Here is a 21,778-nt window from a genome sequence, read left to right as displayed (position 1 = left end):
GCTCGAAGCGGTTCGCCGCCACGCTATTGGCGTCAGGTCGACTCAGTCCAATAGACCGCTGGTCAACATCGTCCGCAGCGCTTTTCGGTTGAGCTTGCCGCTGGGCAGCGTGGGTATTTGCTCGCTGGTCGCGATGGCCCAGCGTGTCGGTACTTTGTAGCTGGACAACTGTTTTCGTGCGCGCGCCGCCAAGGATGCGACATCGATCTTCGCGTTCGCCGCTACGACGACGGCGCACACCTCTTCGCCGCGCTCGGGGTCCTCGATGCCGACGACGACGCACTGTGCAACGTCATCGAACTCCTCGATGACCGCCTCGACCTCGAGCGGAGAGACGTTGGCGCCTGCCGACTTGATCAGCTCACTGGTCCGCCCGACGTAAAACAAGCGCGGGTCGTCCTCCCGGCGATAGACGCGGTCCCCGGTGTGATACCAACCGTCCGGGTCGAAGGTTTCCCACCGCTCGCGCTTGTTATAGCCGGCCATTGTGCCGATCCCACGGACCAAGAGTTCGCCGATGGACCCCACCGGAACGGGCGCACCCTGCTCGTCCACGATGCTCATCTCGGTACAGACGAAACCACCGGCGGTCTCAGACATGGTGCGGTGCACCGGAAATCCGTCCGGCACGTCGATCATCGCCAAGTCCAGCGGGCCATCCCGCAACATCGGCGCGCTGCTGAGATCGCGACTGGCGAAGGTCGGGTGCTCGCGCAAACGCTGTGTGAAGGCGGGCCATCCGACGATCCCCGTCGCGCGTTCGCGTTCCACAAGGTCCAACGCCGTGCCCGCGTCGAGTCGCGCCATCACCAGTAGCGTGACGGGTTCGTGCAAAGCCCCCGTCGCGGCGAGCAAGCCGCCGATCCAAAAGAACGGCATCGCGCAGAGGATCTTGGTCGGGGAGGCCGGCCCGGTAAGCGCTCGAATGGCGCTCGGCCACGACGAGGTCTGCCGGACCACGGTGCCGTGGGTATGCAGAACACCCTTGGGATCCGCGGTGGATCCCGAGGTGTGCACCATGATGGCCAAGTCGGCGGGCGACACTTCACCCTCCACTGCGGCCAGTACCTCATCTGCGACACCCGAGGCGGTATCCTCATCCCAGCGGGCCGCCCATTCCCGTTTGGACTCGCCGGTGATCACGATGCGACGCAGATACGGCGCCGCCGGTAGTGCCAGACGTCCGGCCTGCTGATCGGACAGCTGGGGGAGCGCGGCTTCCAACTGTGCGGCGACATTGATGTCGAGGACCTGGCTGGGGGCGACCAATAGCCCAATATCAGCCAGCCGCAACACCTTTGCGATCTCCGCCGGGGTGTACATGGTGCTCATCGGGACGGCGACTGCGCCGATTCGTGAGACAGCAAGCCACCAAATGATCCACTCCACGCCGTTGGGGAAGAACAGTCCCACCCGGCTGCCCTTGCCGACGCCTTCTTGTAGCAGCCGGCGCGCGATATGCGCCGAGCGCTGTTCTGCCTGCTCGTATGTGAGTCGCTCCGTCGGTGTGACCACGTACGTCTCCCGGCCGAACAGGCGAACACTCTCCGCGAGGAGCGAGGGGATGGTGAGTGGTTGTGGTTGGGTCACACCGGGTCCTATCCAGCAGCGGGGGCAACCCAATTAAAGGCGATGGATCCCTGAGTCCAAAGACGGCTTCCAGGGGTTAGCTTCGCGGTGGCGACCCCCGGCAGCCCCTGAGCTTCGTATGGTGTTCTTCGTGGACACCGACATTCCTGGCCGTTGCGACGGCGGCGGTGCGGTCGTCAACCGTCGTCGGCTGCTCCAACTGGCCGGTGGGGCGGGAGCGCTGGCGATCGCGAGCGGGTGCTCTCGATCGGTCGTTGCGCCCGTCGTCCCGCTCAGCGCGACTTCTGCTGTCATGTTGTGTCGCGATGCCTGGGGCGCCCGGCCCGCCCTGGCCGGCGGCAGGCCTCACACCATCACCCGAATGACGCTTCACCACGAGGCCGTCGTGCTGGGAGACAACCGCAACGCCCCCGGACGTCTCCGTCAGGACCAGCGCTACCACCAAGACAAGGGATGGGTCGACATCGCTTATCACGTCGGTATCGACCGCGACGGCAACATCTATGAACTGCGGACGCCGCAGATCGCCGGGGACACCGCAACGGATTACGACACGACGGGCCACTTTCTGGTTCTCTGCGAGGGGGACTTCGACAAAGAAGTCGTCTCCGAAGCCCAACTTCATGGAGCCGCATTGGCTTTCGCGTGGGCCACGCAGACCTTTCACATCGCCAGCAACACTCTTGCCGGCCACCGCGACCTAGCCCAGACCTCATGCCCGGGTGCAAACCTGTACGCGCATCTTTCGTCGGGGGACCTCAAGCACCGCATCGACGATCTAGTGGCAGCGGGACCTGTGAACCTCCAACGCATCTGTGGGCCGGAGGCGGCAGCAACTGTGGCCGCAATCGAGGCGGGTTAAGCGCCTTCAGCTCCTACGCCATCGGACGTCGAGGACGAAAGCACGCGAAAAAGGCCGTAGTCTTCCCCCGTGAATGCGATCGACCCGGACAAGCTCGACATTTGCCTGCAGGTGCTGGCCGATGTTGAGTCATTACCGCCCGAGCACGCCGATGCGGTCGCGGTGCGCCGGGCCACCGCGGGCATATTCAAGTCAGTCAGGAAGGCCCGCCGTGCCGCCAAGCGCGACGCAGTGGCAGCCGCTGACGATGCCGTGACCGCGGCTACCGCCACCGGCGCGCCCGGCCGCATCGATGACGAGACCCGGGGCCTGCCGCTGGTGTCGACCGCGGTGGGTGCCAGCGCCGGCACGTTGCTGCGGCCGCGCTCCTGCTACGTATGCAAGCACCGCTACACGGTGGTCGATGCCTTCTACCATCAGCTCTGCCCGGAGTGCGCCGCGCTCAACCGCGCCAAGCGCGACGCCCGCACCGACCTCACGGGTAGGAGGGCCCTGCTCACCGGCGGCCGCGCGAAGATCGGTATGTATATCGCGCTGCGACTGCTCCGTGACGGCGCCCACACAACCATCACCACCCGCTTTCCCAACGACGCCGTGCGCCGGTTCGCGGGGATGCCCGACAGTGCCGACTGGCTGCACCGGCTCCGCATCGTGGGCATCGACCTGCGCGATCCAGCCCAGGTCGTCGCGCTCGCCGACACCGTGGCCGCGCAGGGTCCGCTGGACATCCTGATCAACAACGCCGCTCAGACGGTGCGCCGCGCTCCCGGCGCCTATGCGGCGCTCATCGAGGCAGAACGTAGCCCGGCGCCCGAACTCGTCGACGTGATCACGTTCGACCGCGTCAGCGACGCCCATCCCGCCGCACTTGCCGGAAGCCTCGCCGAGCACCAAACTCCGCATGCCGTAACCGAATTGGCCCTTACCGCCCGAAGCGCGTCTCCGGACCGCATCGTCGCCGGCACCGCCATCGACGCCGGTGGTCTGCTGCCCGATACCGCGCCGATCAACAGTTGGACGCAACGCGTGCACGAGGTCGATGCGATGGAACTGCTCGAGGTTCAACTCTGCAACCAGACCGCGCCGTTCATCCTGGTGAGCCGCCTGCGCCCGACGATGGCCGCGGCACCCGCGCGCCGCAAGTACGTGGTGAATGTGTCTGCGATGGAGGGACAGTTCAGCCGTGCCTACAAGGGCCCGGGGCATCCACACACCAACATGGCGAAGGCCGCACTCAACATGCTCACCCGTACCAGCGCCAAAGAGATGCTGGAGCAGGACCGCATTCTGATGACGGCCGTCGATACCGGCTGGATCACCGACGAGCGCCCGCACCCGACAAAGCTGCGGCTGGCCGACGAGGGATTCCATGCCCCGCTCGACCTAGTCGACGGCGCCGCCCGCGTCTACGACCCGATCGTCCGCGGGGAGTTCGGCGAAGATCTCCACGGCTGCTTCCTCAAGGACTACTCGCCCAGCAATTGGTAGTCACACCGGCGGCGCCGGCTGCCAGTGACGTGTTGCGTGCCGCACCGCGCCACGGCTTCGTCATCGATCCGCAAAGGAGCCGGACGTTTTGAGCGTTCGGCTTGCGCGCCGCGACCCGATCTCGGCCGTCGATGGTCACAGGTCGGTAACGTTTGCTTGCCTGCGACCGAAAAGCACTACGTGGCAACAGGCAACACGACGGGGAAAATCAAAACTGTGGCCGCGGTCTCGATCGGCGTCTTGCTCATCACGGCTCCCGGGACGGTTGCTGAGTTTCCGGCGCGCGCCGACGGTGCGGGGGCCGCGTTGTACGGCGGCGTCAACCGAGTTCGCGACGCATGCGGGGCGATCGGTTCCGAACCGCGGTTGACAGAAGCGGCGCAGCGGCACGCGGACGACATGCTGCGCAATGGTGTGAATGGCCATATCGGTTCGGACGGTTCGTCACCGCAGGTGCGTATCACCGATGCGGGCTACCGCACCCCCTACAGCGGTGAGGTCGTCTTCTGGGGCACCGGATCCGCGGCGAATCCGAGCCAAGCGCTCGACTTGTGGATGCAAAGTCCTCCGCACCGCGCGATCATCCTGAACTGCGCATACACCACAGCCGGTTTCGCCACCGCCTCCGACGGAAACAAGATGACCATCGTCGGCGACTTTGCCGCTTGACGCCATCGTTGGCAATACCAAAACGTCTGGTGGGGAGTCAGATTCGATTGTCGGCGCCGGATCTGCCACCGGACCCTCAGTTGCGCAACACTTTTCCAGTGGGCGCGGGGACCCAGCTTTGCAACGCCTTGCGGCCAATCAGCTGGCAACCGTGTGTGTACGCCAACTGCTTTGCGGCAGTGGTGAACTCCTGATTGCTCACCACGATGCTTCGCGTGCAGCCGTGATGGCGCGCACCCGCCACCACTTGCTGGACGGCGGCGACTCCAATCGTCTTACCGTGCCGCTTGCATTGGATCGCCGCGTACTGGCCGTCCTTCTCCGCGATCAGGTCGACGCCGTAGTCGCCGACGGCAGGGGTGAAGCTGACCTGCCAACCCGCGCGCTGCATGCGTGCCGCGACGTAGGCTTCAAACTCCACGCCGTCCATCGCGTCGATTTCCCCGATGCCCGCATAGGTACGTAATCGCCGCCGCGATCGTCGGTAAGCCGGCTGAATCAAGCCGGCGAAAAGCAAACCACAACAAGCTCCCACCAGACCTAGCGCAACGCGGTGCGTGAAGAATCCAAGCAGAAGCCCGAAGTAGAGCGGGAGAAAAGCGAAGGCGGTCCTCATGCCGTGGAGATGCCTCGCAGGCCCCGCGTGCCGGTCGCGGAAGTGGCGATCGTTGACGCCCTATTCATGAGCCGATGATAGAGATGAGCGACGACAAACAATGTCGTCTGCAGACCGGGATGTCGCGCGGTTAGAGTACGTGCCCCGCAACGGGGGCGAAAACAAAGGGGAGGGCGTGAACGTTCGCTGCCGCACGGTGTTGGTTGTGGTGTCGCTGGCGTTGGTCGTCGCGGCCTGTGGGTCAAGCAAGCCAGGCGGTTCGTCCGGGTCATCTACGGGGTCCGTTGTTACTGCGCCAGCGGCCTCAAAGGTGACACTGTGGGAAACCGGTTCCAAAGATCTCTACCCGCTGATCGATGCCTGGGCCGCGGCGTATCACGTGAAATACCCGAACGTCACGATCACAACGGACGGCACCGTATCCGCTTTCGGAATTTCGCAAGCGGCCGCCGGAGCAGTCAATATCGGCGCCTCTGGCGCCTACCTGTCCGAAGCCGACGTCGCCGCGCACCCGGGATTGATGAACATCGCCGTGGCCGTTTCGGCGCTGCACATCAGCTACAACCTGCCCGGCATCACCGAGCACCTCAAGCTGGATGGCAAAGTGCTGGCGGCGATGTACCGGGGCACGGTCAACACCTGGAACGACCCGCAGATCGCCGCCCTTAACCCCGGCGTGAACTTGCCTGCTACCGCGGTGATTCCGCTACATCGTTCCGACGGGTCCGGTGACACATTCTTGTTCACCGAGTATCTGGCGAAGCAAGACCCCGACGGCTGGGGTAAGTCGCCCGGCGTCGGCACCACCGTTGAGTTTCCCGCGGTGCCGGGTGCACGGGTTGAAGACGATGCCGAGGGCAAGGCGGGCATGCTGAACGACTGCGCCGCGAACCCTGGCTGTGTCACGTACCACGGCAGCGGCTATCTCGACGTGGCTCACCAGAAGGGACTGGGTGAAGCCCAATTGGGTAATGCTGCGGGCAATTTCCTGCTCGCCGACGCCCAAAGCATTCAGGCCGCAGCGGCCAGCTTGGCCTCACAGACCCCGCCGAACCAGTCGATCTCGCTGGTCAACGCGCCCGCCGCGGACGGGTACCCGATCGTGAGCTACCTATACGCTGTCGTCTACGGCAACCAGAAGGATCCCGCGACGGCGCAGACGCTGCAGGCGTTTCTGCACTGGGCGGTGACCGACGGGAGCAGTCCCTCGTTCTTGGAATCCGTTCATGCCTACGTTTGGCCCCTGCCGGGAGGGGTTGCGAAGTTGTCCGACGCCCAGATCGCCAAGATCGCCGGCTAAGCGCACGTGCGCCGAATCCTTAAGACACCGACGCGGAGCCCTTGCCCAACCCACGTTCCATGAAGCGCCCCATGGTCATGACGGCGCGGCGGCGTGGCATCAACCGGGTGGTGAGCAAGGTGACGAAGCGGTTCGGGCGTCCGGGCATGACGAGATGCTTACGGCCAATGGCTTTTAGCGTTTCCGCCGCGGCGTCGCGTGGATCGGCGATCTGCCAGCGGGGATACTGCGACAAAGCATCGCCCTGCGTGTCCATCAGCCCGGCGGACATGACGAGTACGTCGACGCCGCTACCGCGGGTTTCGTACCACAGCACCTCGCCGAACACGATCTGAAACGCCTTGTTGGCGGCGTACGCGCCGGTGTATGGCGCGGGAATGAGGCCGGCACCCGACGCGACGATCACGATGGCTCCTCGGCCCCGCTGCGTCATCAAATGCGCGAAGCGGTAGATGAGGTTGACGTACGCGCGCGCATTGATGTCGATCATGGCGTTGTGGACGTCCAACGACATGTCCAGGATTTTCGGTGTGTCCTTCGGGGTGTACATGTGGTTGCAGACAAGCACGTCGACGGTGATATCGGCGAGTTGGTCAAGGATCTTCGGATACAGCGACAAGTCACCGAGATCGACAGCGATAGTGCGGACTTCGACGCCGTACTCGGTCCGAAGCGTCGTGGCCCGCGCTTCCAGCTGCTCTGCCAGGATGTCAACAAGCACGAGATTGAGACGGCGACTGGCGATTTCGCGCGCATAAGCAAAGCCGAGTCCTCGTTCCCCGGCGCTACCGGTGATCAGTGCCCAGGAACCCGCGTATCGATCAAGCGGATGGTGTTGACTCACGAAACCTCCGAAATCGTGTTCCCGTCCAGCGTGCGAATCGTACGGCCCAGCTGCTCGTGCAAGGTCGGCGACTTGTACAACCCGCCGCCATTGAGCCCGTCGCGGTCGTTTCGGCAAGCTGAGGGTGAGGGGCGTCGCCTCGCAAAACCAGCTAAGCTTCACGGCGCGGTGCCGGGGACCGAAAGGGGGGTCATCGTGGCTGATGAATTGGATGTCGATCTCGTCGCGCTGCACGTTGGTAGCAATCACGTACTCAATGGGATCGGCGAGGCCGCCGTGGACTTCGTCGGCCATGAAGACGGGCTGGCCGATGCCGCACCGGGTTGGGTGGGGTCCTCGCAGCTGGCGTTGGGTCAGCTGGCGGCGCGGTGGGAGGCCCGGCACAGCCAACACAAGCTTCAGGTAGGCGGATTGGGGACGCACGTCGCCGAAGCGCTGGTCGTCTACTCCACGAATGAGGACCGTTCGGCCGGCATGCTCAGGTCGGTGCAGGAACAGGGGTAGCGAGTGGGGTCGCTGACTCCCGCGGATGTCAAGCGCTGGGATCTGAACGCGATTCGTGCGGTGTTCGAGACGGCCACCGGACGCGCTAATACGTTGCAGCGCTTGGGGGAAAGTCTGCAGCAGGCCCACAACGTGCTCGCCGAGTGGCAAGGTGAAGCAGGCGACGCATTTCGCGTCGATGTAGGAAAGATTCGGCGCGACATCGAGGCGGACGGCGCGGAATCCAAGCAGGTGGCGGCGGCGGTGTCGCGGGCCGAGGCGGATGTGAGTGCGTGCAAGCGCGAGCTGGATGACGTCGAACGGGCCGCCCAGGCTAACGGTTGGTCCATCACGCCGGACTGGCGGATCGACGTCGGCCCCGGGGGGATTCCCGCGAATCGACTCGATCTCGCGTACAAGCTGCAGAACCTGCAAGGGGAGCTCGACGCCTGCAAACTTCACGCCCACACCGCCGATCACGAGCTTGCCGCGGCGGTCAACGCTGCCGTCGGCGCAGCCCCGCCGGGTACTCCCGGATCCGCGCCGGGCGGTGCCCCGGCGCCGCAAGGCCCGCCGAACCAGGCGCCGGGGGGCAAGCCGAAGACATGGCAGGACATGTTGGCGCCCGCGGGCGGCGCGGACGCTGCAAGCGGCGCCCCGCCGAAGGACGCCCCAGTGCCCGTGGGCAAGCCGAAGACGTGGCAAGACATGTTGATGCCCGCCGACAACCCGCCTGAGGGTGTCCCACCCAAGGGCGCACCCGCTCCGGCGGCCGTGGCGCCCGGCGGTACCCCGCCAAAGGTGCCGCCGGCTCCGGCAGCAGGGGGCAAGCCGCGGTCGCTGCAGGAAATGCTGTTGCCCGGGGGCCCCGTACCGCTGCCCCAGCCGAGCCCGGCGGAGTTGGAAAGTGCCAAGGGGTTGTTGCGCAAGGTGATGCTTGGCGACGGCGTGCCGCCGGATCAGATCGAAGCACGAGTGAACGAAGTGGTGGCCGGCGCACAGCGGTGGATCGACCAGGGCGGAATACCTCCCTACCTCCCTCCGGAGGCGAAGCCGTTGCCAGCGCCGGGGTTTGGCGAAGGATTCGCTGACCGCTGGTTCGCTACCGAAGAAAACGTTCACAACCTCCTCGGGGTGGGCAATCGCGGATTGCCCGGCGCGCTCGACGCGTGGAAGCAAATGATCCAAGGCACAGTCGAGACTGTCCAAAACCCGGCGGGTGCGGCGATCGGCGAAGTGCAAAATGCCCTGAACTCGCCGAGTCCGGCCTACTACCTGGGCGGCAAATCCGCCGATGCAGCGGTGTCCTTGCCCGCGATGCTGTTCGGGCCGGAAGTTGCAGGCGTTGGAAAATTAGCAGACATTGATGCTGCTGCCGCAATCGACTACGGCCCAACACATTTACCGCATACACCGATCGGTTTGGAACATCCGTTCAGCTATCACTCGATTGCAGACCAGGCGGGACAGGATCTCTATTACGCATTCACGCACGGTGAGCCCACCGCGGACCTCAATCGGCAAATCGCTGAAATGTCGACTCATTACGTTGGGGAAACCCCAGACCGAGTAGTCCTGGGCAAATTCAACACGTACGAAGGCGGCTATATCGGTGAAGCCAGAGGTCACGGCGGAATCTATTTCGACACAGGCGATCCGACCTGGCAAGCCATGACGTTCGGCCTTGACAAGTCTGCTGAGCGCAGCCTCATATGGCCGGTCAACGAGCAATTCCTCCGCGGCCAAATGGAAAGCGGTATCCCACGGATCGAATATCATTTGCCGCAGGGGGTTGGTAGCGTTGAGGAGCTGATGACGCTCGATCCGGATTCTTATTCTGCTAAGGAAATTTCGTTCTTGAAGAGCAATGCGGAGATGTACGGTTACCGGCAAGTCGGGGATTCGTGGGTACGTATCATAGGGGATCGGGGATGACACGAGAGTTCCTGGCAGGCGTCCATTCTATCGTCGGGCCCGTATTAACGGACCTGGGCTTTCAGCTAGATGGGTTCGACGATGATGTGGATGAAGGGGGTCGAAAGGGCTCCGTTGCATTCTTCCGTTCGGAGGACTGCAGAATCCAAATTTATGAGTCGACTCGAGACGGCGCGATCAATTGCATGATCGCCGCGTTGGACGCCCCGAAGGTGTTCGGTCCCCACGATCAGTCTGGAAAATGGCAATACCTTCCCAGGTTTGCCATCAGGAAGGGAGTCTCGCTCGAAGAAATCAGGAAGGACAATCTGGCAGTCGACTTTCCGACCAATGATCAATTGCTTGAATCAGTGCGGGAGCGCATCCAGAAGTATTTTCCCATCGCCCACGAAGGAATTCTCGAGATGGACGGGCCGGAGTACTGGAAATCGAACCCGTGAGTTTCACGTGCTACACCTTTTTGGTGCGCTGAGGTGTTGGAACCAATCGACGTCGAGGCCCGCATAGGAGCGGGACGTATTGGACCACCCTGGAGGCGAATCTGCGGCACTTCAAGCCGAGATAGATCGACTGTCCGAGAAGCTTGGCGTTCGACCCATGGCCGTCGGGTGCCGAACGCGTAACGGTCTGAATATCTATGTCGACGAGGACGGCTCATATCACTTCACCTTCTATGAGCGGGGCGAGCTAGGGTTCGACCGGACGAGCGACCTGGACGGCCTTCTTTACTGGTACACCCAAGATGTTTTTACGAGTCAAGCGTCAAAACGAGTGGGAGACCGGACGCAACGTTTCAAGTACGAGTACCAACTACTAAGTCGTTTCAATGCTGATTGGGCTGAGAGAAATGTCCGGGAGACTGCAGCACTTTTTCGCAACGGCCAGCCCGAAGACATCGCGCTACTGCCCGACATCGGCGAACCGCTGTAGACCTCGCCGGCCGGCATCACGCTCCCGGTCGGTGCCCAATGTGCCCGCCTCGCAGCGACAATCCGGATGCCGTTGGGGGTTTGTCGCTCGGAGGCGGGCAGTTACGCACATCCTTCCGATGCGTGGCTGGTGTGGCTGATGGGACGACCTCGAGCGGCCCGGAATTAGCATTGCGCGTGCGGGCGTTGGTTGACGGGTAGACGACGGATCATTGCCGACAGACAGGGGCGAGTATGAAATTCGGAATCGCGACGTTCGTCAACGACGACACGATCGACACGATCTCGCTGGCGCGCGCCATCGAAGAGCGAGGCTTCGAGTCGCTGGTGATCGCGGAGCACACACACATTCCGGCGAGTCGGGAATCTCCGTATCCGCGAGGTGGCGAGCTGCCTTCGATCTACTACCGCACCCTCGACCCATTCGTGACGTTGGCCGCGGCGGCCGCTGTGACCTCGTCGATCGAGTTGGTCACCGGGATCGCCCTGCTGATTGAACGTGATCCGATCACCACGGCCAAAGAGGCGGCCAGCGTCGACCTGATCTCCGGTGGGCGCTTCGTGTTCGGCGTGGGCGCGGGCTGGAACATCGAAGAGTTGCGCAATCACGGCACCGACCCGAAGACGCGTGGCGCACTGCTCGACGAACGCATCGAGGCCATCAAAGCGCTCTGGACAACCGAACCCGCTGAGTATCACGGCAAGTACGTCAACTTCGACGCCTCCTATCAGCGCCCCAAGCCGGTTCAGAAACCGCACCCGCCGATCTTCATCGGCGGCGACTCGGACGCCACCGTCAAACGAGTGATCCGCCACGACGCCGGTTGGATATCCAACCCACTTCCGGTGGAGCAATTGACCAAGCGGATCGACCAAATGCGCGAGGCCGGGGGCAAGGCGGTGCCGCTGGCAACGTTTGGCACGCCGGCCGATCCTGACTATTGGGACTCGCTGGCGGGCTTGGGATACGAGCGAGTCGCGTTGTTGTTGCCGACCAAGCCGCTTGACGAATCGCTACGGATACTCGACGACCACGCCTCGAAGGTTGCCAGCTACAACGGTTAGCCAAGGCTTGGTGGCCTCGCTTTCGATATGCGAATTCGCATAAGTTCGCTCGGACCGATGACCATGGCATTACACTCCGTCCATGGAACTCGAGGCCCCAGAGTTTCGTCCTTCGCCGCTTTGGACTCTCAAAGCGAAATTCATACAGTTCGTATACCAATATTTTTATCCGTACTTGACCCGTCGGCTTCGCGCCGACGACGTCTTGTTCCTCAATTACGGGTACGAGGAAGATCCGCCGATGGGCATACCGCTGTCGGCCTCCGACGAGCACGACCGCTACTTCATCCAGCTCTACCACCGGGTCGCAACCCAGGTTGACCTTGCTGGCAAGCGGGTGCTGGAGGTCGGCTGCGGCCACGGCGGCGGGGCCTCCTACCTGATGCGTACCGCGCATCCGGCCTCCTACACCGCACTGGACTTGAACCCGATCGGGATCGCGTTCTGCCAAAAACGGCACCGTCTGGCCGGCCTGGAATTCATCAAAGGCGATGCCGAGGATCTACCCTTCCCCGACCAATCATTTGACGCGGTCATCAATATTGAATCTTCACATCTGTACCGCGAGTTCCCTCGTTTCCTGGATGAGGTAGGCCGTGTTCTGCGCCCCAGAGGGCATTTCTTATATGCAGACTTCCGCTTCGCCGACACCGTTGCTGACTGGGAAAAGCAACTGGCGAACGCGCCGATGACGATGCTTTCGCACACGACAATCAACGAGCAGGTCGTCCGCGGCATGGAAAAGAATTCGCAGTGGTGGGTACGCGCGGTCGATCGCCTGGTGCCCGCGATCCTGCACAGGTGGCTCCTGGTCCATGGCTACGTGCTGGTGTGGCGGGTTCACCAAGACATGCAAAGCGGCGGATCCACCGACTACCGGATGTACTGCTTCGCCAAGGTATGACGCCCTGCCCGGAAAAGATTGGCAGAAAATGGATTTCAGGCTGGGACGACCCGACGTGCGGCACGGGCCAATCGGGACGGTTTGAACTGCCAGACTTCGTCCCCGATGTCCCACGCATACGTGGGCGTGTTGTCGGTCAAGAGGTCGCGAAGACCCGGCAGGCTCAGCTCGTCGGAGGACCACTCGTAGAGGTGACCCCACCTGGGTTGGATGACTCCGATGTCGAGCATGTGACCGAAACCGTGCTCGAGCGCGACGTAGGTTTCCACGTCATCGCCCAGCGGATAGCGGTCGGGAAGGATGCGCGAGAGCGACAAAAAGATCCCGGTCATGCCCAAGCGGGGGTCACCGAGAGGCCGCCCAAACGGGGCGAGCCAGCCCAGCGCCAGGCGCGGCGCGGCCACCAGGGCGTGGGCGTAGAGCACCCGGATGAGGACGACGTTGACGAAGAACCGTTCCACCCGCGTTTCCTGACGGGCCAGTTCCTCATTGGCCAAATAGGCGGCGGCGATCGAGGCGTTATGCGCGCGGTACCAGTTGCGCGCGGTTGGTTGCCGGATGAATGCGAGGTGGGTGCCGACCGCGGATGAGCTGGGCTCACCCGAATGCCCGAATGCGAAGGCCCGAGCTTCGGCCGTGTCGCGCAACAAGGTTTCGTTCACCGCCCGCCACCACCGGCTTCCCGGGCAAGGGTCGTCCTGGGCATTGAGCAGCCCACGGCGCAGCTGCCACCCCATGAACGCCGATGCCGCGCGGCGGTAGGGCAGGTAGCCCTGGTCGACACCGCGCGGAACCTCGTATAGCCGACGCATCAGCGTCAGCCTCGCCACCGGGTCATCCCGCACGGCCGCAACGAGCGATTCCGCGTGTTCCGCGGCCGAAGCACGTGAGGCACCTGGATCGTCAAACGGCATGTCGTCCGCCTTCACCCCGACGATTTGATCGGCAGGCGACCGGTTCGTCAAGCGTCGGGGTCAGGCGCCCATCTGGGTGGGCGCACGTCTGGCCGGTGCACCGAACGCGCCGCGGCGAGCGTCGCGGCGCGCTGACCGTTGATCGCGGTCAACGGGGGAGGCTGACCCTTGCGCAGCGTCGCGATCAGCTCGCGGTAAGGCCCGACGAGGTAAACAGTGTCGCCGGCCTTCAGTCGGGCGTCGCGGCGAGGGCGCAACCTGATCGGCCCTTCGGGTCGAGTGATGGCAATGACGCGCGTCTGGGTGGACAGTTCGACCATTTGCAGGCCATCCAGCTCACTGCCCTCCGCCACCAGCATTCCGCCGACCATGAAGGAGCGCTGCCCCACCCAAAACGTCCCCAAAACCTGCAACCCCATCGCCGCGCCGATGAACCAGGGCGCTGCCAGATCGACGATCGACCGCACGTTCTCGAAACCGAATCGCCGATTGACCGCGGTGCCGAGCGCGCGACCTTGAACGCGCATGACGATCGGCACCTTGGTATCGGAACCCAAGATCTCCAGCAAGACGATGCCGGTCTCGATGTTCTCCATGTCGTCCTTGGTCACCACCGCCACGCCCCGGGCCCGCTCCACGTGCGCCGATTCCAGCGTCTGCCGCATCGTTGAATCCCCGAAGATCACCGGCACGTCGAGTTCGGCGATGGTCGAAAGGAACCGATTGTTCTCGTTCGGCTCGATGACCAGGACGTCGTATCCGGCGGCGGTCAGGTCGGTCACCACGCGCACGCCGATTGAGCCCAGTCCGACCACGACGACGTGGTCGCGCATACGACGAGCTCGCCGCAGCCCGGCCGTTTGGACGAATCGCCGCGACAGGAGCAGGTCGGCCAGGAATGCGACCGGCAGGGCAGTGACTATGACGCCGCCGAACATCACTCCGACAGCGAACAGCCGCAGCCAAGGAGATTGTTGCGCGAAGCTGAAGTCGCCGTAGCCGACGGTCGTAATGGTTTCGGAGGCGAAGTACAGGGCGTCGATCCACGACATCCTCGGGTGCTGGTAGTACAGACGAACCAGGGCAGTCGAGCCGAGCGTCAGCAACACCGCGAAGGCCAGTGACGGAAACAGCATCGGGTTCACGTCGTCGCGCATGGCGCGCAACGCGTCGATGGCGCGTCGCACCCGGGAGTGGCGAGAGCGCGTCGCGGTGGCAGGAGGCACCGTGATCCCGCGGGCCTGTAATTCGTCTTTGACGCCAATCATCGACGTCCAGTCACCGGCGTAGACCCGCAGATCACGTCCCGGACACGGCACCACCTCGCCCGGTGCGGGTGAGTTCTTGCCGTGAACCACGGCCACGGGTGCCAGGTCGGCGTGGATTTCGCGAAGCGTCGCATCGTAAGGTGCTTCGGACCCCCAGACGACGAATTCGATACCGGCCGTGTCGAACTGGTGCGCGTTGCGCGACAGTACCGCCTCGACGAGGGATGGCGTCGCGAGGTCGGCGACATCCAAGATCGCGCCAGGGCCGTTGACTGCGGTAACCGCTTCGCGCAGCACGTCGTTGGCCAGCCGGGCTACTACACGGACATTGGGGCTGTATTCGCGTGCCAGCAAAGCGATTTCGAGATTGACCGCATCATTGGGTCCGGCACACACGACGGCGCGGGCGCGATGCACCCCGGCGCCGAGGAGATCGGCGGCAGTGTTGATCTTGATGATCCGCGCGCCTGCGCCTCTGAGCTCCTCAGCGATCGTCTTCGACAGCGGGTCGTCGCCGCTGACGATGATTTCGCGATGGAATTGAAATACTTCGCCCATTTCGCGTGATCGTTCGTTCCTTTGCCGCCAGCTGATCGTGACGACTAGTCGACACAGGACGGCGGTAGGTGTTCGGGCTGTTTGCCATTCGGCTGTGGTTTTGCGTTCTGAGCCATGCGTACTCCGACCTCTACTTACACCAGCTTCGCCTGGCTCATATGACTATCGGGCACAACGCCGGATAGCGCCACCGGAGGGGCGAGCGAAAGTCAGCGCCGATCTTTATGAGGCGCAACAGGTTCGACTCGAATGCGTCACGCGAACGAAATAGTTGAGGCGTAGAAAGCGCTGTCGCGCCATCAAGCAAAGGAGCATTCCTTGTCCGACAAGACGCCCGACGACATCTTCAAACTCGCCAAGGATCAGAACGTCGAGTACGTCGATGTCCGCTTCTGCGATCTGCCGGGAACCATGCAGCATTTCACGATTCCGATCTATGCCTTCGACGAGACCGTATTCGAGGAGGGCTTGGCCTTCGACGGTTCCTCGATTCGCGGGTTCCAATCGATCCACGAGTCCGACATGTTGCTGCTTCCCGATCCGGAAACCGCGACTATCGACCCGTTTCGTGCCCGCAAGACGCTCAACGTCAACTTCTTCGTGCACGACCCCTTCACATTCGAGGTGTATTCGCGTGATCCGCGGAATGTCGCTCGCAAGGCGGAGAACTACCTGATCAGCTCCGGCATTGCGGACATCGCATATTTCGGCCCGGAAGCCGAGTTCTACATCTTCGACTCGGTGAGCTTCGACTCCCGCACCAATGGGTCGTTCTACAAAGTGGACGCGACTTCCGGTTGGTGGAACACCGGAGAGGCGAACGAGTCCGATGGCACCCCCAACCTCGGGTACAAGGTCCGGCCCAAAGGCGGGTACTTCCCGGTGGCGCCCACCGACCATTACGTCGACCTACGCGATGAGATTCTCACCCATCTGACCAACGCCGGCTTTGCTCTGGAGAAGGGCCACCACGAAGTGGGCAGCGGTGGTCAGGCCGAAATCAATTACAAGTTCAACACGTTGCTGCATGCGGCTGACGATCACCAGATGTTCAAATACATCGTCAAGCAAACCGCTTGGCAGGCAGGTAAAACCGTGACGTTCATGCCCAAGCCGCTGTTCGGTGACAACGGCTCCGGTATGCACTGCCACCAGTCGCTATGGAAAGACGGCATCCCGTTGATGTACGACGACACGGGTTACGCGGGCCTGTCGGACCTTGCTCGCCACTACATCGGCGGATTGCTGTACCACGCGCCGTCGCTGCTGGCGTTCACCAACCCGACGGTGAACTCCTACAAGCGGCTGGTGCCCGGCTACGAGGCCCCAATCAACCTGGTCTACAGCCAGCGCAACCGGTCGGCGTGCGTGCGTATCCCCATTACCGGTACCAACCCGAAGACCAAACGGCTGGAGTTCCGCTGCCCCGACTCGTCGGGAAACCCGTATCTGTCGTTCGCGGCCCAATTGATGGCGGGGCTGGACGGGATCAAACACAAGATCGAGCCCCCGCCCCCGGTCGACAAGGATCTCTACGAGCTGCCTCCCGAAGAGGCCGCCGAGATTCCGCAGGCGCCCACCCAGCTGGCCGCGGTGATCGACCGGCTGGAAGAAGACAGTGAATACCTCACCGAGGGAAGCGTTTTCACACCCGACTTGATCGAGGCGTGGATCAGCTACAAGCGCGACTACGAGCTCGCACCGTTCAACCTGCGGCCGACCCCGTACGAATTCGAGCTCTACTACGACGTCTAGATCAGCCGAGCCGCCCGCTCAGGCTCGCTCTTCGCGTCGAATCCTGCACCACGCGAAGCCGGCGAAGGCCACGGCCAGCACTCCCAACATGGTCATGTCGAAAAGCCATGTCGAGGCGGCCCGGTGCCAGTGGGAATCGTCTGCGATCCCCACGACCAGGTGAGTCAGGTCTGCCGTCGACGCGGTGGCCGCGAAGCCCCACCGTCCGGGCGTGAACCAGGCGAGGGTCTCGAACAGCGGCCGGCCGGTGACGGGGATGAACCCACCGGCGAGCACCAGTTGCGCCATCAGCGTCATCGCCAACAGCACGATGACCTGATCGCTGGTACGTGCGAAGGCCGAAATCGCAAGCCCCGCAATCATCGCCACCACGCACGTCGCGGCCACACCGACGAACAATTCCAACATCGGGCTGCCCAGCACCGCCGCACCCGACGGCCCTGGCTTGCCGATCCCAGGTGCGGTGACGATCAGGACCAGGATCGCCGACTGCATCGTCGCAACCCCCCCGAAGACCGCGATCTTCGCCAGAAGGTATGCAGTGGAAGATAATCCGGCCGCGTGTTCGCGGCGGAAGATCGGACGTTCACCGACCAGGTCGCGCGCGGTGAGTGTGATGCCCATCAGGATTGCGGCGAAGCTCGTCAATGCAATGACATGCTTGGCTTCCAGCGGCACAGCGGCGTCCGCGTGGCCGAGTCCGGCATGACCGGCCACGGTCAGTGGCAGCAGCCCGACGATGAACGGCAGCACGGTGAGGAAAGCGAAGTAGCCGCGGTTAGCGACGAGGAGCCGAACCTGCCGGCGCGCGAGCGTCGACAGCTGACGCCATAGGCCGGCACGCACAGCTTCAACCGGCTCTGCGGGTTGGGCGCAAATGAGCTGTACCGCAGTCATTTCCCCTCGCGACCCGACGCCTTCGGTGAAGCGCCGTCGAACCCGGTCGGGATCGGCGCATACGATGTCGAAGATGTCGGCCCAGTCGTTGGCTCCGATGGCCGATCCGATCTCGTTCGGTCGGCCGCAGAACGCGGTCTTGCCGCCGGGCGCCAGTAGCAATACCTGGTCGCACAGCTCGAGGAACGTCAACGAATGTGTCACCACCACGATCACGCGACCCGCGTCGGCGAGCCTGCGCAGCATCGTCATGACGGCGCGGTCCAGCGCCGGATCCAGCCCGGTCGTGGGTTCGTCGAGCACGAGGAGTGCAGGATGTGTCAACAGCTCCAAGGCAATTGAGACACGCTTGCGTTGCCCGCCCGACAGCTTTTCGATGCGCGTCGCGACATGAGCTGTCAGCTCCAGTTCTTCGAGTACCGACGCGATCACCCGGCGGCGATCGCAGGCGGCGGTGTCGGCGGGCATCCGGAGTTCCGCCGCGAATTCGAGTGCCTGGCTGACGGTCAGCCGACCATGCACGACGTCGTCTTGGGGAACCATCCCGATTCGGCTGCGTACTGCCGCGCCTGCTGTGTGGAGGTCGCGGCCGTCCAACTGCACGGCACCGTTGCTCGGGCGTGCGGCTCCGGTGACCACTTTGGCGAGTGTGGACTTTCCCGCACCCGAAGGGCCGATCACCGCCGTCAACGTCCCCGGACGTGCAGTGAACGAAATGCTGTCCAGTGCAACGATATTGCGCTCGATCACTAGACTCACGTCACGTACGTCGAGGCCGCCGACCGCGGTCTTCGGTGGGATGCGAACAGCGAACGCGGGTGCCACAGAACAGGTCATCTGATTCCTTATCCGAGTAGGTGGGCCAGCGGGAGTACCAGCAGCAACGAGTCGATCCGATCGAGCAGGCCTCCGAAGCCCGGTAGCCAGCAGCCGGCGTCCTTCACCTGCGCCTGTCGCTTCAGCATGGACTCCAGTAGGTCGCCGAAGAGTCCGCCGAGGGAGACCGCGACAAGCAGTCCGATCGAAATCGTGCCCAACAACGAGAGGATGACGAAGGCCCCGATGACCGCGCCGACCATCCCGCCGACCGTCTTGTTGGGGCTCAATGGGGACAGCGGCCGACGCGCCCAAGCCATGCGGCGCAAGCCCTTTCCGCCACACCAGGCCGCGACGTCGGTGGCCGCGACGGCGAAGCAGAGTAGATATGCGTCCGGCCACACCATGACGAGGTGTGACAGCGACCAGCAGATCCACACCGATCCGAACCCGGCGAAAGCCGTGCGCTTGGCGCCGTGTTCGACATCGCCACCGAGCACCGACGGGACCGAGCACAGCAGCACGACGACGGGCGCGAGTGCCAACAGCGACGGGCGCAACCAGGCGGCGATCGGGTAGAGCACCGCCAGCGCCACGAGCAGGTAGGTATCCGGTCGGCGCAGCCTTACCAATCGCGCGTATTCGGTCACCGCGACGACGGCCAGGGCTGCCGCCAGCGCGGCGGTGGTGCCGTGGCCGATCCACACCGGGAGGCCTACCGCAGGCGCGATCAGCGCCCAGGTGCGCCACTTCTGGATCAGCTCCCGCTTGCGAGCGACGAGGACGACGACGCCGGCCAGGGCGAGGATCGCCACCGTGACCCACAGCAGAAACACGGCCCGGGAGTAGAGGTGTATGTGCAGCGGGCCCAGGTCGACATTGAGCGGCATTCGCCGATCCCGGCGGACGAAGGACAGGTAGCTCTCGATGATCGCCATGTCAGGAGGCGAGCGCGTAACGGTCGGCGGCGTCGGCAACGGCGCCGTCGCGCAGGGCGAGTACGTGCGCCCGCAGTTGCGGGGCCGACGTGGTGTGTGGGTCCAGTGGCGCGCCGACGTGGACGTGCATCGGGGCGGGGGAGTAACGGCCGTCCTTGGGCAGCACCTCGGCGGTGCCCGCGATCGCGATGGGGACGATCGGCACACCGCAATCGCGTGCCAGTCGTATTGCACCGGAACGGAACTCACCGATGGTGCCGTCGGTCGAGCGGGTCCCTTCGGGGTAGATGACGACGGTACGTCCGGCCTTGAGCGCGGGGCCGGCTGCGGCGAGCAGCGCGGCGTAGTTGCCGTCACCGCACCGCCGGACCGGCAGGATCCCGGCGAGTGACGTCGCGATGAACCGTCGCACCGGCACGTCGAACCAGTAGTCGGCCGCCGCGCCGAACACCGGCCCGGCCGCCGGCGGAAGCGCCGCCAGCAGCACCGCGGTGTCGGCATGCGAGCTGTGGTTCGCTACGACCACGCAACCACCCACGGCGTTCCAGCGCCCGCTCACGGTCAATCCGCCCGAGGCGGCGCACACGATCCGCCAGAGCCAGTGCCGCAGCACGCTCTGCACCCGGTTGGTGGTCATGCCGCCACTCCGGTAAGCGGTTGCGTGCCGAGGCTCAGCGGTTGGGTGATCGTGTTGATCGGCTGCGTGACCGCATCGAAGTGCTCCACCAAGACGACACGCTGGGACAGCTGGTCGCTCAGACGGGATTCGTTGCCCCGCTGGGCCTTTAGCTCGCGGTGCGCCGCCCGAAGCCGCAGCACCGTGGTGATCAGCGAACCGTTCACCAGCTGCGCCAGCAGCACGGGCATGATGACCGGAAACGCCGTGGCGAGCACGACGAACAGGCAACGTTCCGTTTTGCCCAGGGGGCCGCCATTGCGGCGAGTTGCGCCCGCGGCCGCCGCGGCCAGCGACGCGAATGTCGGTAGCGTCGCGGCAAGTGCGGCGACGAGGACCTGAAACACGAGCCAGGACAGCCAGTGCAGCCCGGCGCCGTGCTGACGTGCCGCCCAAACCGTCAGGCCGGCGAAGGCGAGCAGATCCGCCGTGCGGTCACCGAGCTCGTTAATGACGAATCCCCATGGCCGGCTGACTCCGCGGGCGCGGGCCACGGCGCCGTCGAGGTTGGCTCCGGCCAGCCGCAGCACCATGAACAGCGCCGCGAGTGACCAGCATCCGAACGCAACCGCTACGCCCGCGGCCGCCGCGGCGATGACGCCGGCCGCGGTGAACACATCCGGGGAGACCTGTCGCGCCACGGCGGCGTCGACGATGGGTGTCAACCGCCTGGTGAACCAGGGCTTGAGCGCGTAGAGGCCAGACATTCGCGATCCCCTGCGCATCGTCGACGGGGATGGGTGATGGGTGGCGACGTTCGTACTGATGGCTGACTCCTCTCGCGTTGTGCCGCTTTTCTGCATTCGCCGCCTCCGCGGCGGCGTGATTGCGACGAGTACAGCGAGCTGAGGCGACTACCGATCCCAAAAACCGTCGGTGGGCGTCTTGACGTCCCGACGGGACAACGGCGCCGGCTTATAGGAAGATGAAGCGATGCGAGGGGTTGTCGTTTTTGCGAGTTTCGCCGCTGTCATCGCCGTTGCCGCACCGGCGCAGGCCGATCCCAGTCCGGATACGACCTTTTTGAACGAGCTGAAGAATGCCGGCATCAGCTATCAGACGCCGAGCGTGGCCATCGGGGTTGGCAAGAGCGAATGCAAACTAATGGATGAGGGCATGCCCGAGGCCGAGGTCATCAAGGACCTGGAGGACAGCAATCCCGCATTCAAGGGGGACAGCCCCGTCCAGTTCACCACGATCGCGGTAAAGGCCTACTGCCCCCAACACGAAGGGGAACTGACTACCCAACCGGCGCCTGCCGCGTAGTCAAA

General features: G+C 64.0%; 21 protein-coding genes. 12 read left to right on the top strand and 9 right to left on the bottom strand.

The features are described from left to right. Nucleotides 1–42 precede the first annotated feature (42 nt). The gene (locus ACAG21_RS09240) at nt 43–1,590 is read right to left on the bottom strand and encodes a class I adenylate-forming enzyme family protein (protein WP_370495700.1); all 1,548 of its coding nucleotides are present in this window, start codon (nt 1,588–1,590) and stop codon (nt 43–45) included. A 130-nt stretch (nt 1,591–1,720) separates the two neighbouring features. On the opposite strand from ACAG21_RS09240, the gene ACAG21_RS09235 reads away from it, so the two are divergent. The 3 genes from ACAG21_RS09235 (at nt 1,721) to ACAG21_RS09225 (ending at nt 4,609) form a co-directional block, all read left to right on the top strand. Next, a complete protein-coding gene (locus ACAG21_RS09235) occupies nt 1,721–2,452 on the top strand; it encodes an N-acetylmuramoyl-L-alanine amidase (protein WP_370495699.1) in 732 nt (243 codons plus the stop codon). Nucleotides 2,453–2,521: 69 nt separating this feature from the next. Beyond that, nucleotides 2,522–3,940 (top strand): SDR family NAD(P)-dependent oxidoreductase, encoded by a 1,419-nt coding sequence (locus ACAG21_RS09230; RefSeq protein ID WP_370495698.1) that lies wholly within the window; start codon nt 2,522–2,524, stop codon nt 3,938–3,940. 216 nt (nt 3,941–4,156) lie between these two features. After that, nucleotides 4,157–4,609 (top strand): CAP domain-containing protein, encoded by a 453-nt coding sequence (locus ACAG21_RS09225; RefSeq protein WP_370495903.1) that lies wholly within the window; start codon nt 4,157–4,159, stop codon nt 4,607–4,609. Between the two features lie 76 nt (nt 4,610–4,685). Here the strand turns inward: ACAG21_RS09225 and ACAG21_RS09220 are convergent, their stop codons facing one another. Beyond that, nucleotides 4,686–5,225: a restriction endonuclease gene (locus ACAG21_RS09220; protein WP_370495697.1), complete on the bottom strand. Its 540-nt coding sequence runs from the start codon at nt 5,223–5,225 to the stop codon at nt 4,686–4,688. 175 nt (nt 5,226–5,400) lie between these two features. Here ACAG21_RS09220 and pstS point away from each other — a divergent pair, with 175 nt between their 5' ends. After that, nucleotides 5,401–6,525 (top strand): phosphate ABC transporter substrate-binding protein PstS, encoded by a 1,125-nt coding sequence (pstS, locus tag ACAG21_RS09215; protein WP_370495696.1) that lies wholly within the window; start codon nt 5,401–5,403, stop codon nt 6,523–6,525. A gap of 19 nt (nt 6,526–6,544) precedes the next feature. On the opposite strand, the gene ACAG21_RS09210 is transcribed toward pstS, so the two are convergent. Further along, nucleotides 6,545–7,663 carry an SDR family NAD(P)-dependent oxidoreductase gene (locus ACAG21_RS09210; RefSeq protein WP_370495695.1) on the bottom strand — a complete coding sequence of 373 codons (1,119 nt, stop codon included), beginning with the start codon at nt 7,661–7,663 and terminating at the stop codon, nt 6,545–6,547. Here ACAG21_RS09210 and ACAG21_RS09205 point away from each other — a divergent pair. The 6 genes from ACAG21_RS09205 (at nt 7,646) to mtf2 (ending at nt 12,685) form a co-directional block, all read left to right on the top strand. After that, on the top strand, nt 7,646–7,873 hold the full coding sequence (locus tag ACAG21_RS09205) for an RNA 2'-phosphotransferase (protein WP_370495694.1): 228 nt from the start codon (nt 7,646–7,648) through the stop codon (nt 7,871–7,873). The two genes, ACAG21_RS09210 and ACAG21_RS09205, sit on opposite strands and share 18 nt — an antisense overlap. Before the next feature lie 3 nt (nt 7,874–7,876). Then, nucleotides 7,877–9,787: a hypothetical protein gene (locus ACAG21_RS09200; RefSeq protein ID WP_370495693.1), complete on the top strand. Its 1,911-nt coding sequence runs from the start codon at nt 7,877–7,879 to the stop codon at nt 9,785–9,787. Further along, nucleotides 9,784–10,227: a hypothetical protein gene (locus ACAG21_RS09195; protein ID WP_370495692.1), complete on the top strand. Its 444-nt coding sequence runs from the start codon at nt 9,784–9,786 to the stop codon at nt 10,225–10,227. Before ACAG21_RS09200 ends, ACAG21_RS09195 begins: the two co-directional genes overlap by 4 nt. A 157-nt stretch (nt 10,228–10,384) precedes the next feature. Continuing rightward, on the top strand, nt 10,385–10,717 hold the full coding sequence (locus tag ACAG21_RS09190; protein ID WP_370495691.1) for an Imm63 family immunity protein: 333 nt from the start codon (nt 10,385–10,387) through the stop codon (nt 10,715–10,717). Nucleotides 10,718–10,950: 233 nt separating this feature from the next. Continuing rightward, on the top strand, nt 10,951–11,781 hold the full coding sequence (locus tag ACAG21_RS09185; RefSeq protein ID WP_370495690.1) for an LLM class F420-dependent oxidoreductase: 831 nt from the start codon (nt 10,951–10,953) through the stop codon (nt 11,779–11,781). Between the two features lie 82 nt (nt 11,782–11,863). Continuing rightward, on the top strand, nt 11,864–12,685 hold the full coding sequence (mtf2, locus tag ACAG21_RS09180; protein WP_370495689.1) for a fatty-acid O-methyltransferase Mtf2: 822 nt from the start codon (nt 11,864–11,866) through the stop codon (nt 12,683–12,685). Between the two features lie 35 nt (nt 12,686–12,720). On the opposite strand, the gene ACAG21_RS09175 is transcribed toward mtf2, so the two are convergent. Further along, nucleotides 12,721–13,515 carry a hypothetical protein gene (locus tag ACAG21_RS09175; RefSeq protein WP_370495688.1) on the bottom strand — a complete coding sequence of 265 codons (795 nt, stop codon included), beginning with the start codon at nt 13,513–13,515 and terminating at the stop codon, nt 12,721–12,723. 131 nt (nt 13,516–13,646) lie between these two features. Then, nucleotides 13,647–15,425, bottom strand: coding sequence for an NAD-binding protein (locus tag ACAG21_RS09170; protein WP_370495686.1), 1,779 nt, complete (start codon nt 15,423–15,425; stop codon nt 13,647–13,649). A 318-nt stretch (nt 15,426–15,743) separates the two neighbouring features. Here ACAG21_RS09170 and glnA point away from each other — a divergent pair, with 318 nt between their 5' ends. Further along, nucleotides 15,744–17,180: a type I glutamate--ammonia ligase gene (gene glnA, locus ACAG21_RS09165; protein ID WP_370495685.1), complete on the top strand. Its 1,437-nt coding sequence runs from the start codon at nt 15,744–15,746 to the stop codon at nt 17,178–17,180. Nucleotides 17,181–17,198: 18 nt separating this feature from the next. Here the strand turns inward: glnA and ACAG21_RS09160 are convergent, their stop codons facing one another. From ACAG21_RS09160 to ACAG21_RS09145, 4 genes are read right to left on the bottom strand one after another with little or no spacing between them, the layout of a single operon-like run. Beyond that, nucleotides 17,199–18,914 (bottom strand): ATP-binding cassette domain-containing protein, encoded by a 1,716-nt coding sequence (locus ACAG21_RS09160; protein ID WP_370495683.1) that lies wholly within the window; start codon nt 18,912–18,914, stop codon nt 17,199–17,201. 8 nt (nt 18,915–18,922) lie between these two features. After that, a complete protein-coding gene (locus tag ACAG21_RS09155) occupies nt 18,923–19,831 on the bottom strand; it encodes a phosphatidate cytidylyltransferase (RefSeq protein ID WP_370495682.1) in 909 nt (302 codons plus the stop codon). 1 nt (nt 19,832) lies between these two features. Then, the gene (locus tag ACAG21_RS09150; protein ID WP_370495680.1) at nt 19,833–20,468 is read right to left on the bottom strand and encodes a lysophospholipid acyltransferase family protein; all 636 of its coding nucleotides are present in this window, start codon (nt 20,466–20,468) and stop codon (nt 19,833–19,835) included. Next, entirely contained in the window at nt 20,465–21,214 is a 750-nt protein-coding gene (locus ACAG21_RS09145) for a CDP-alcohol phosphatidyltransferase family protein (protein WP_370495678.1), read from the bottom strand. Before ACAG21_RS09145 ends, ACAG21_RS09150 begins: the two co-directional genes overlap by 4 nt. A gap of 226 nt (nt 21,215–21,440) precedes the next feature. Here ACAG21_RS09145 and ACAG21_RS09140 point away from each other — a divergent pair, with 226 nt between their 5' ends. Continuing rightward, nucleotides 21,441–21,773, top strand: coding sequence for a DUF732 domain-containing protein (locus ACAG21_RS09140; RefSeq protein ID WP_370495677.1), 333 nt, complete (start codon nt 21,441–21,443; stop codon nt 21,771–21,773). Nucleotides 21,774–21,778 lie beyond the last annotated feature (5 nt).

This window comes from Mycobacterium sp. pR1184, assembly GCF_041287235.1.
In the GTDB taxonomy this organism is placed as follows: Bacteria; Actinomycetota; Actinomycetes; order Mycobacteriales; family Mycobacteriaceae; genus Mycobacterium.
Note: the sequence above shows the minus strand (reverse complement) of the source record. Positions and strands in the feature narration are given on the sequence as shown.

Bases quoted from the DNA above. Each gene is read 5' to 3' on its own strand.
- ACAG21_RS09220 (WP_370495697.1), bottom strand. From the start codon at position 5,225: ATGAGGACCGCCTTCGCTTTTCTCCCGCTCTACTTCGGGCTTCTGCTT.
- ACAG21_RS09210 (WP_370495695.1), bottom strand. From the start codon at position 7,663: ATGGCCGACGAAGTCCACGGCGGCCTCGCCGATCCCATTGAGTACGTG.
- ACAG21_RS09195 (WP_370495692.1), top strand. From the start codon at position 9,784: ATGACACGAGAGTTCCTGGCAGGCGTCCATTCTATCGTCGGGCCCGTA.
- ACAG21_RS09190 (WP_370495691.1), top strand. From the start codon at position 10,385: ATGGCCGTCGGGTGCCGAACGCGTAACGGTCTGAATATCTATGTCGAC.
- ACAG21_RS09185 (WP_370495690.1), top strand. From the start codon at position 10,951: ATGAAATTCGGAATCGCGACGTTCGTCAACGACGACACGATCGACACG.
- mtf2 (WP_370495689.1), top strand. From the start codon at position 11,864: ATGGAACTCGAGGCCCCAGAGTTTCGTCCTTCGCCGCTTTGGACTCTC.
- ACAG21_RS09170 (WP_370495686.1), bottom strand. From the start codon at position 15,425: ATGGGCGAAGTATTTCAATTCCATCGCGAAATCATCGTCAGCGGCGAC.
- ACAG21_RS09160 (WP_370495683.1), bottom strand. From the start codon at position 18,914: ATGACCTGTTCTGTGGCACCCGCGTTCGCTGTTCGCATCCCACCGAAG.
- ACAG21_RS09155 (WP_370495682.1), bottom strand. From the start codon at position 19,831: ATGGCGATCATCGAGAGCTACCTGTCCTTCGTCCGCCGGGATCGGCGA.
- ACAG21_RS09150 (WP_370495680.1), bottom strand. From the start codon at position 20,468: ATGACCACCAACCGGGTGCAGAGCGTGCTGCGGCACTGGCTCTGGCGG.
- ACAG21_RS09145 (WP_370495678.1), bottom strand. From the start codon at position 21,214: ATGTCTGGCCTCTACGCGCTCAAGCCCTGGTTCACCAGGCGGTTGACA.
- ACAG21_RS09140 (WP_370495677.1), top strand. From the start codon at position 21,441: ATGCGAGGGGTTGTCGTTTTTGCGAGTTTCGCCGCTGTCATCGCCGTT.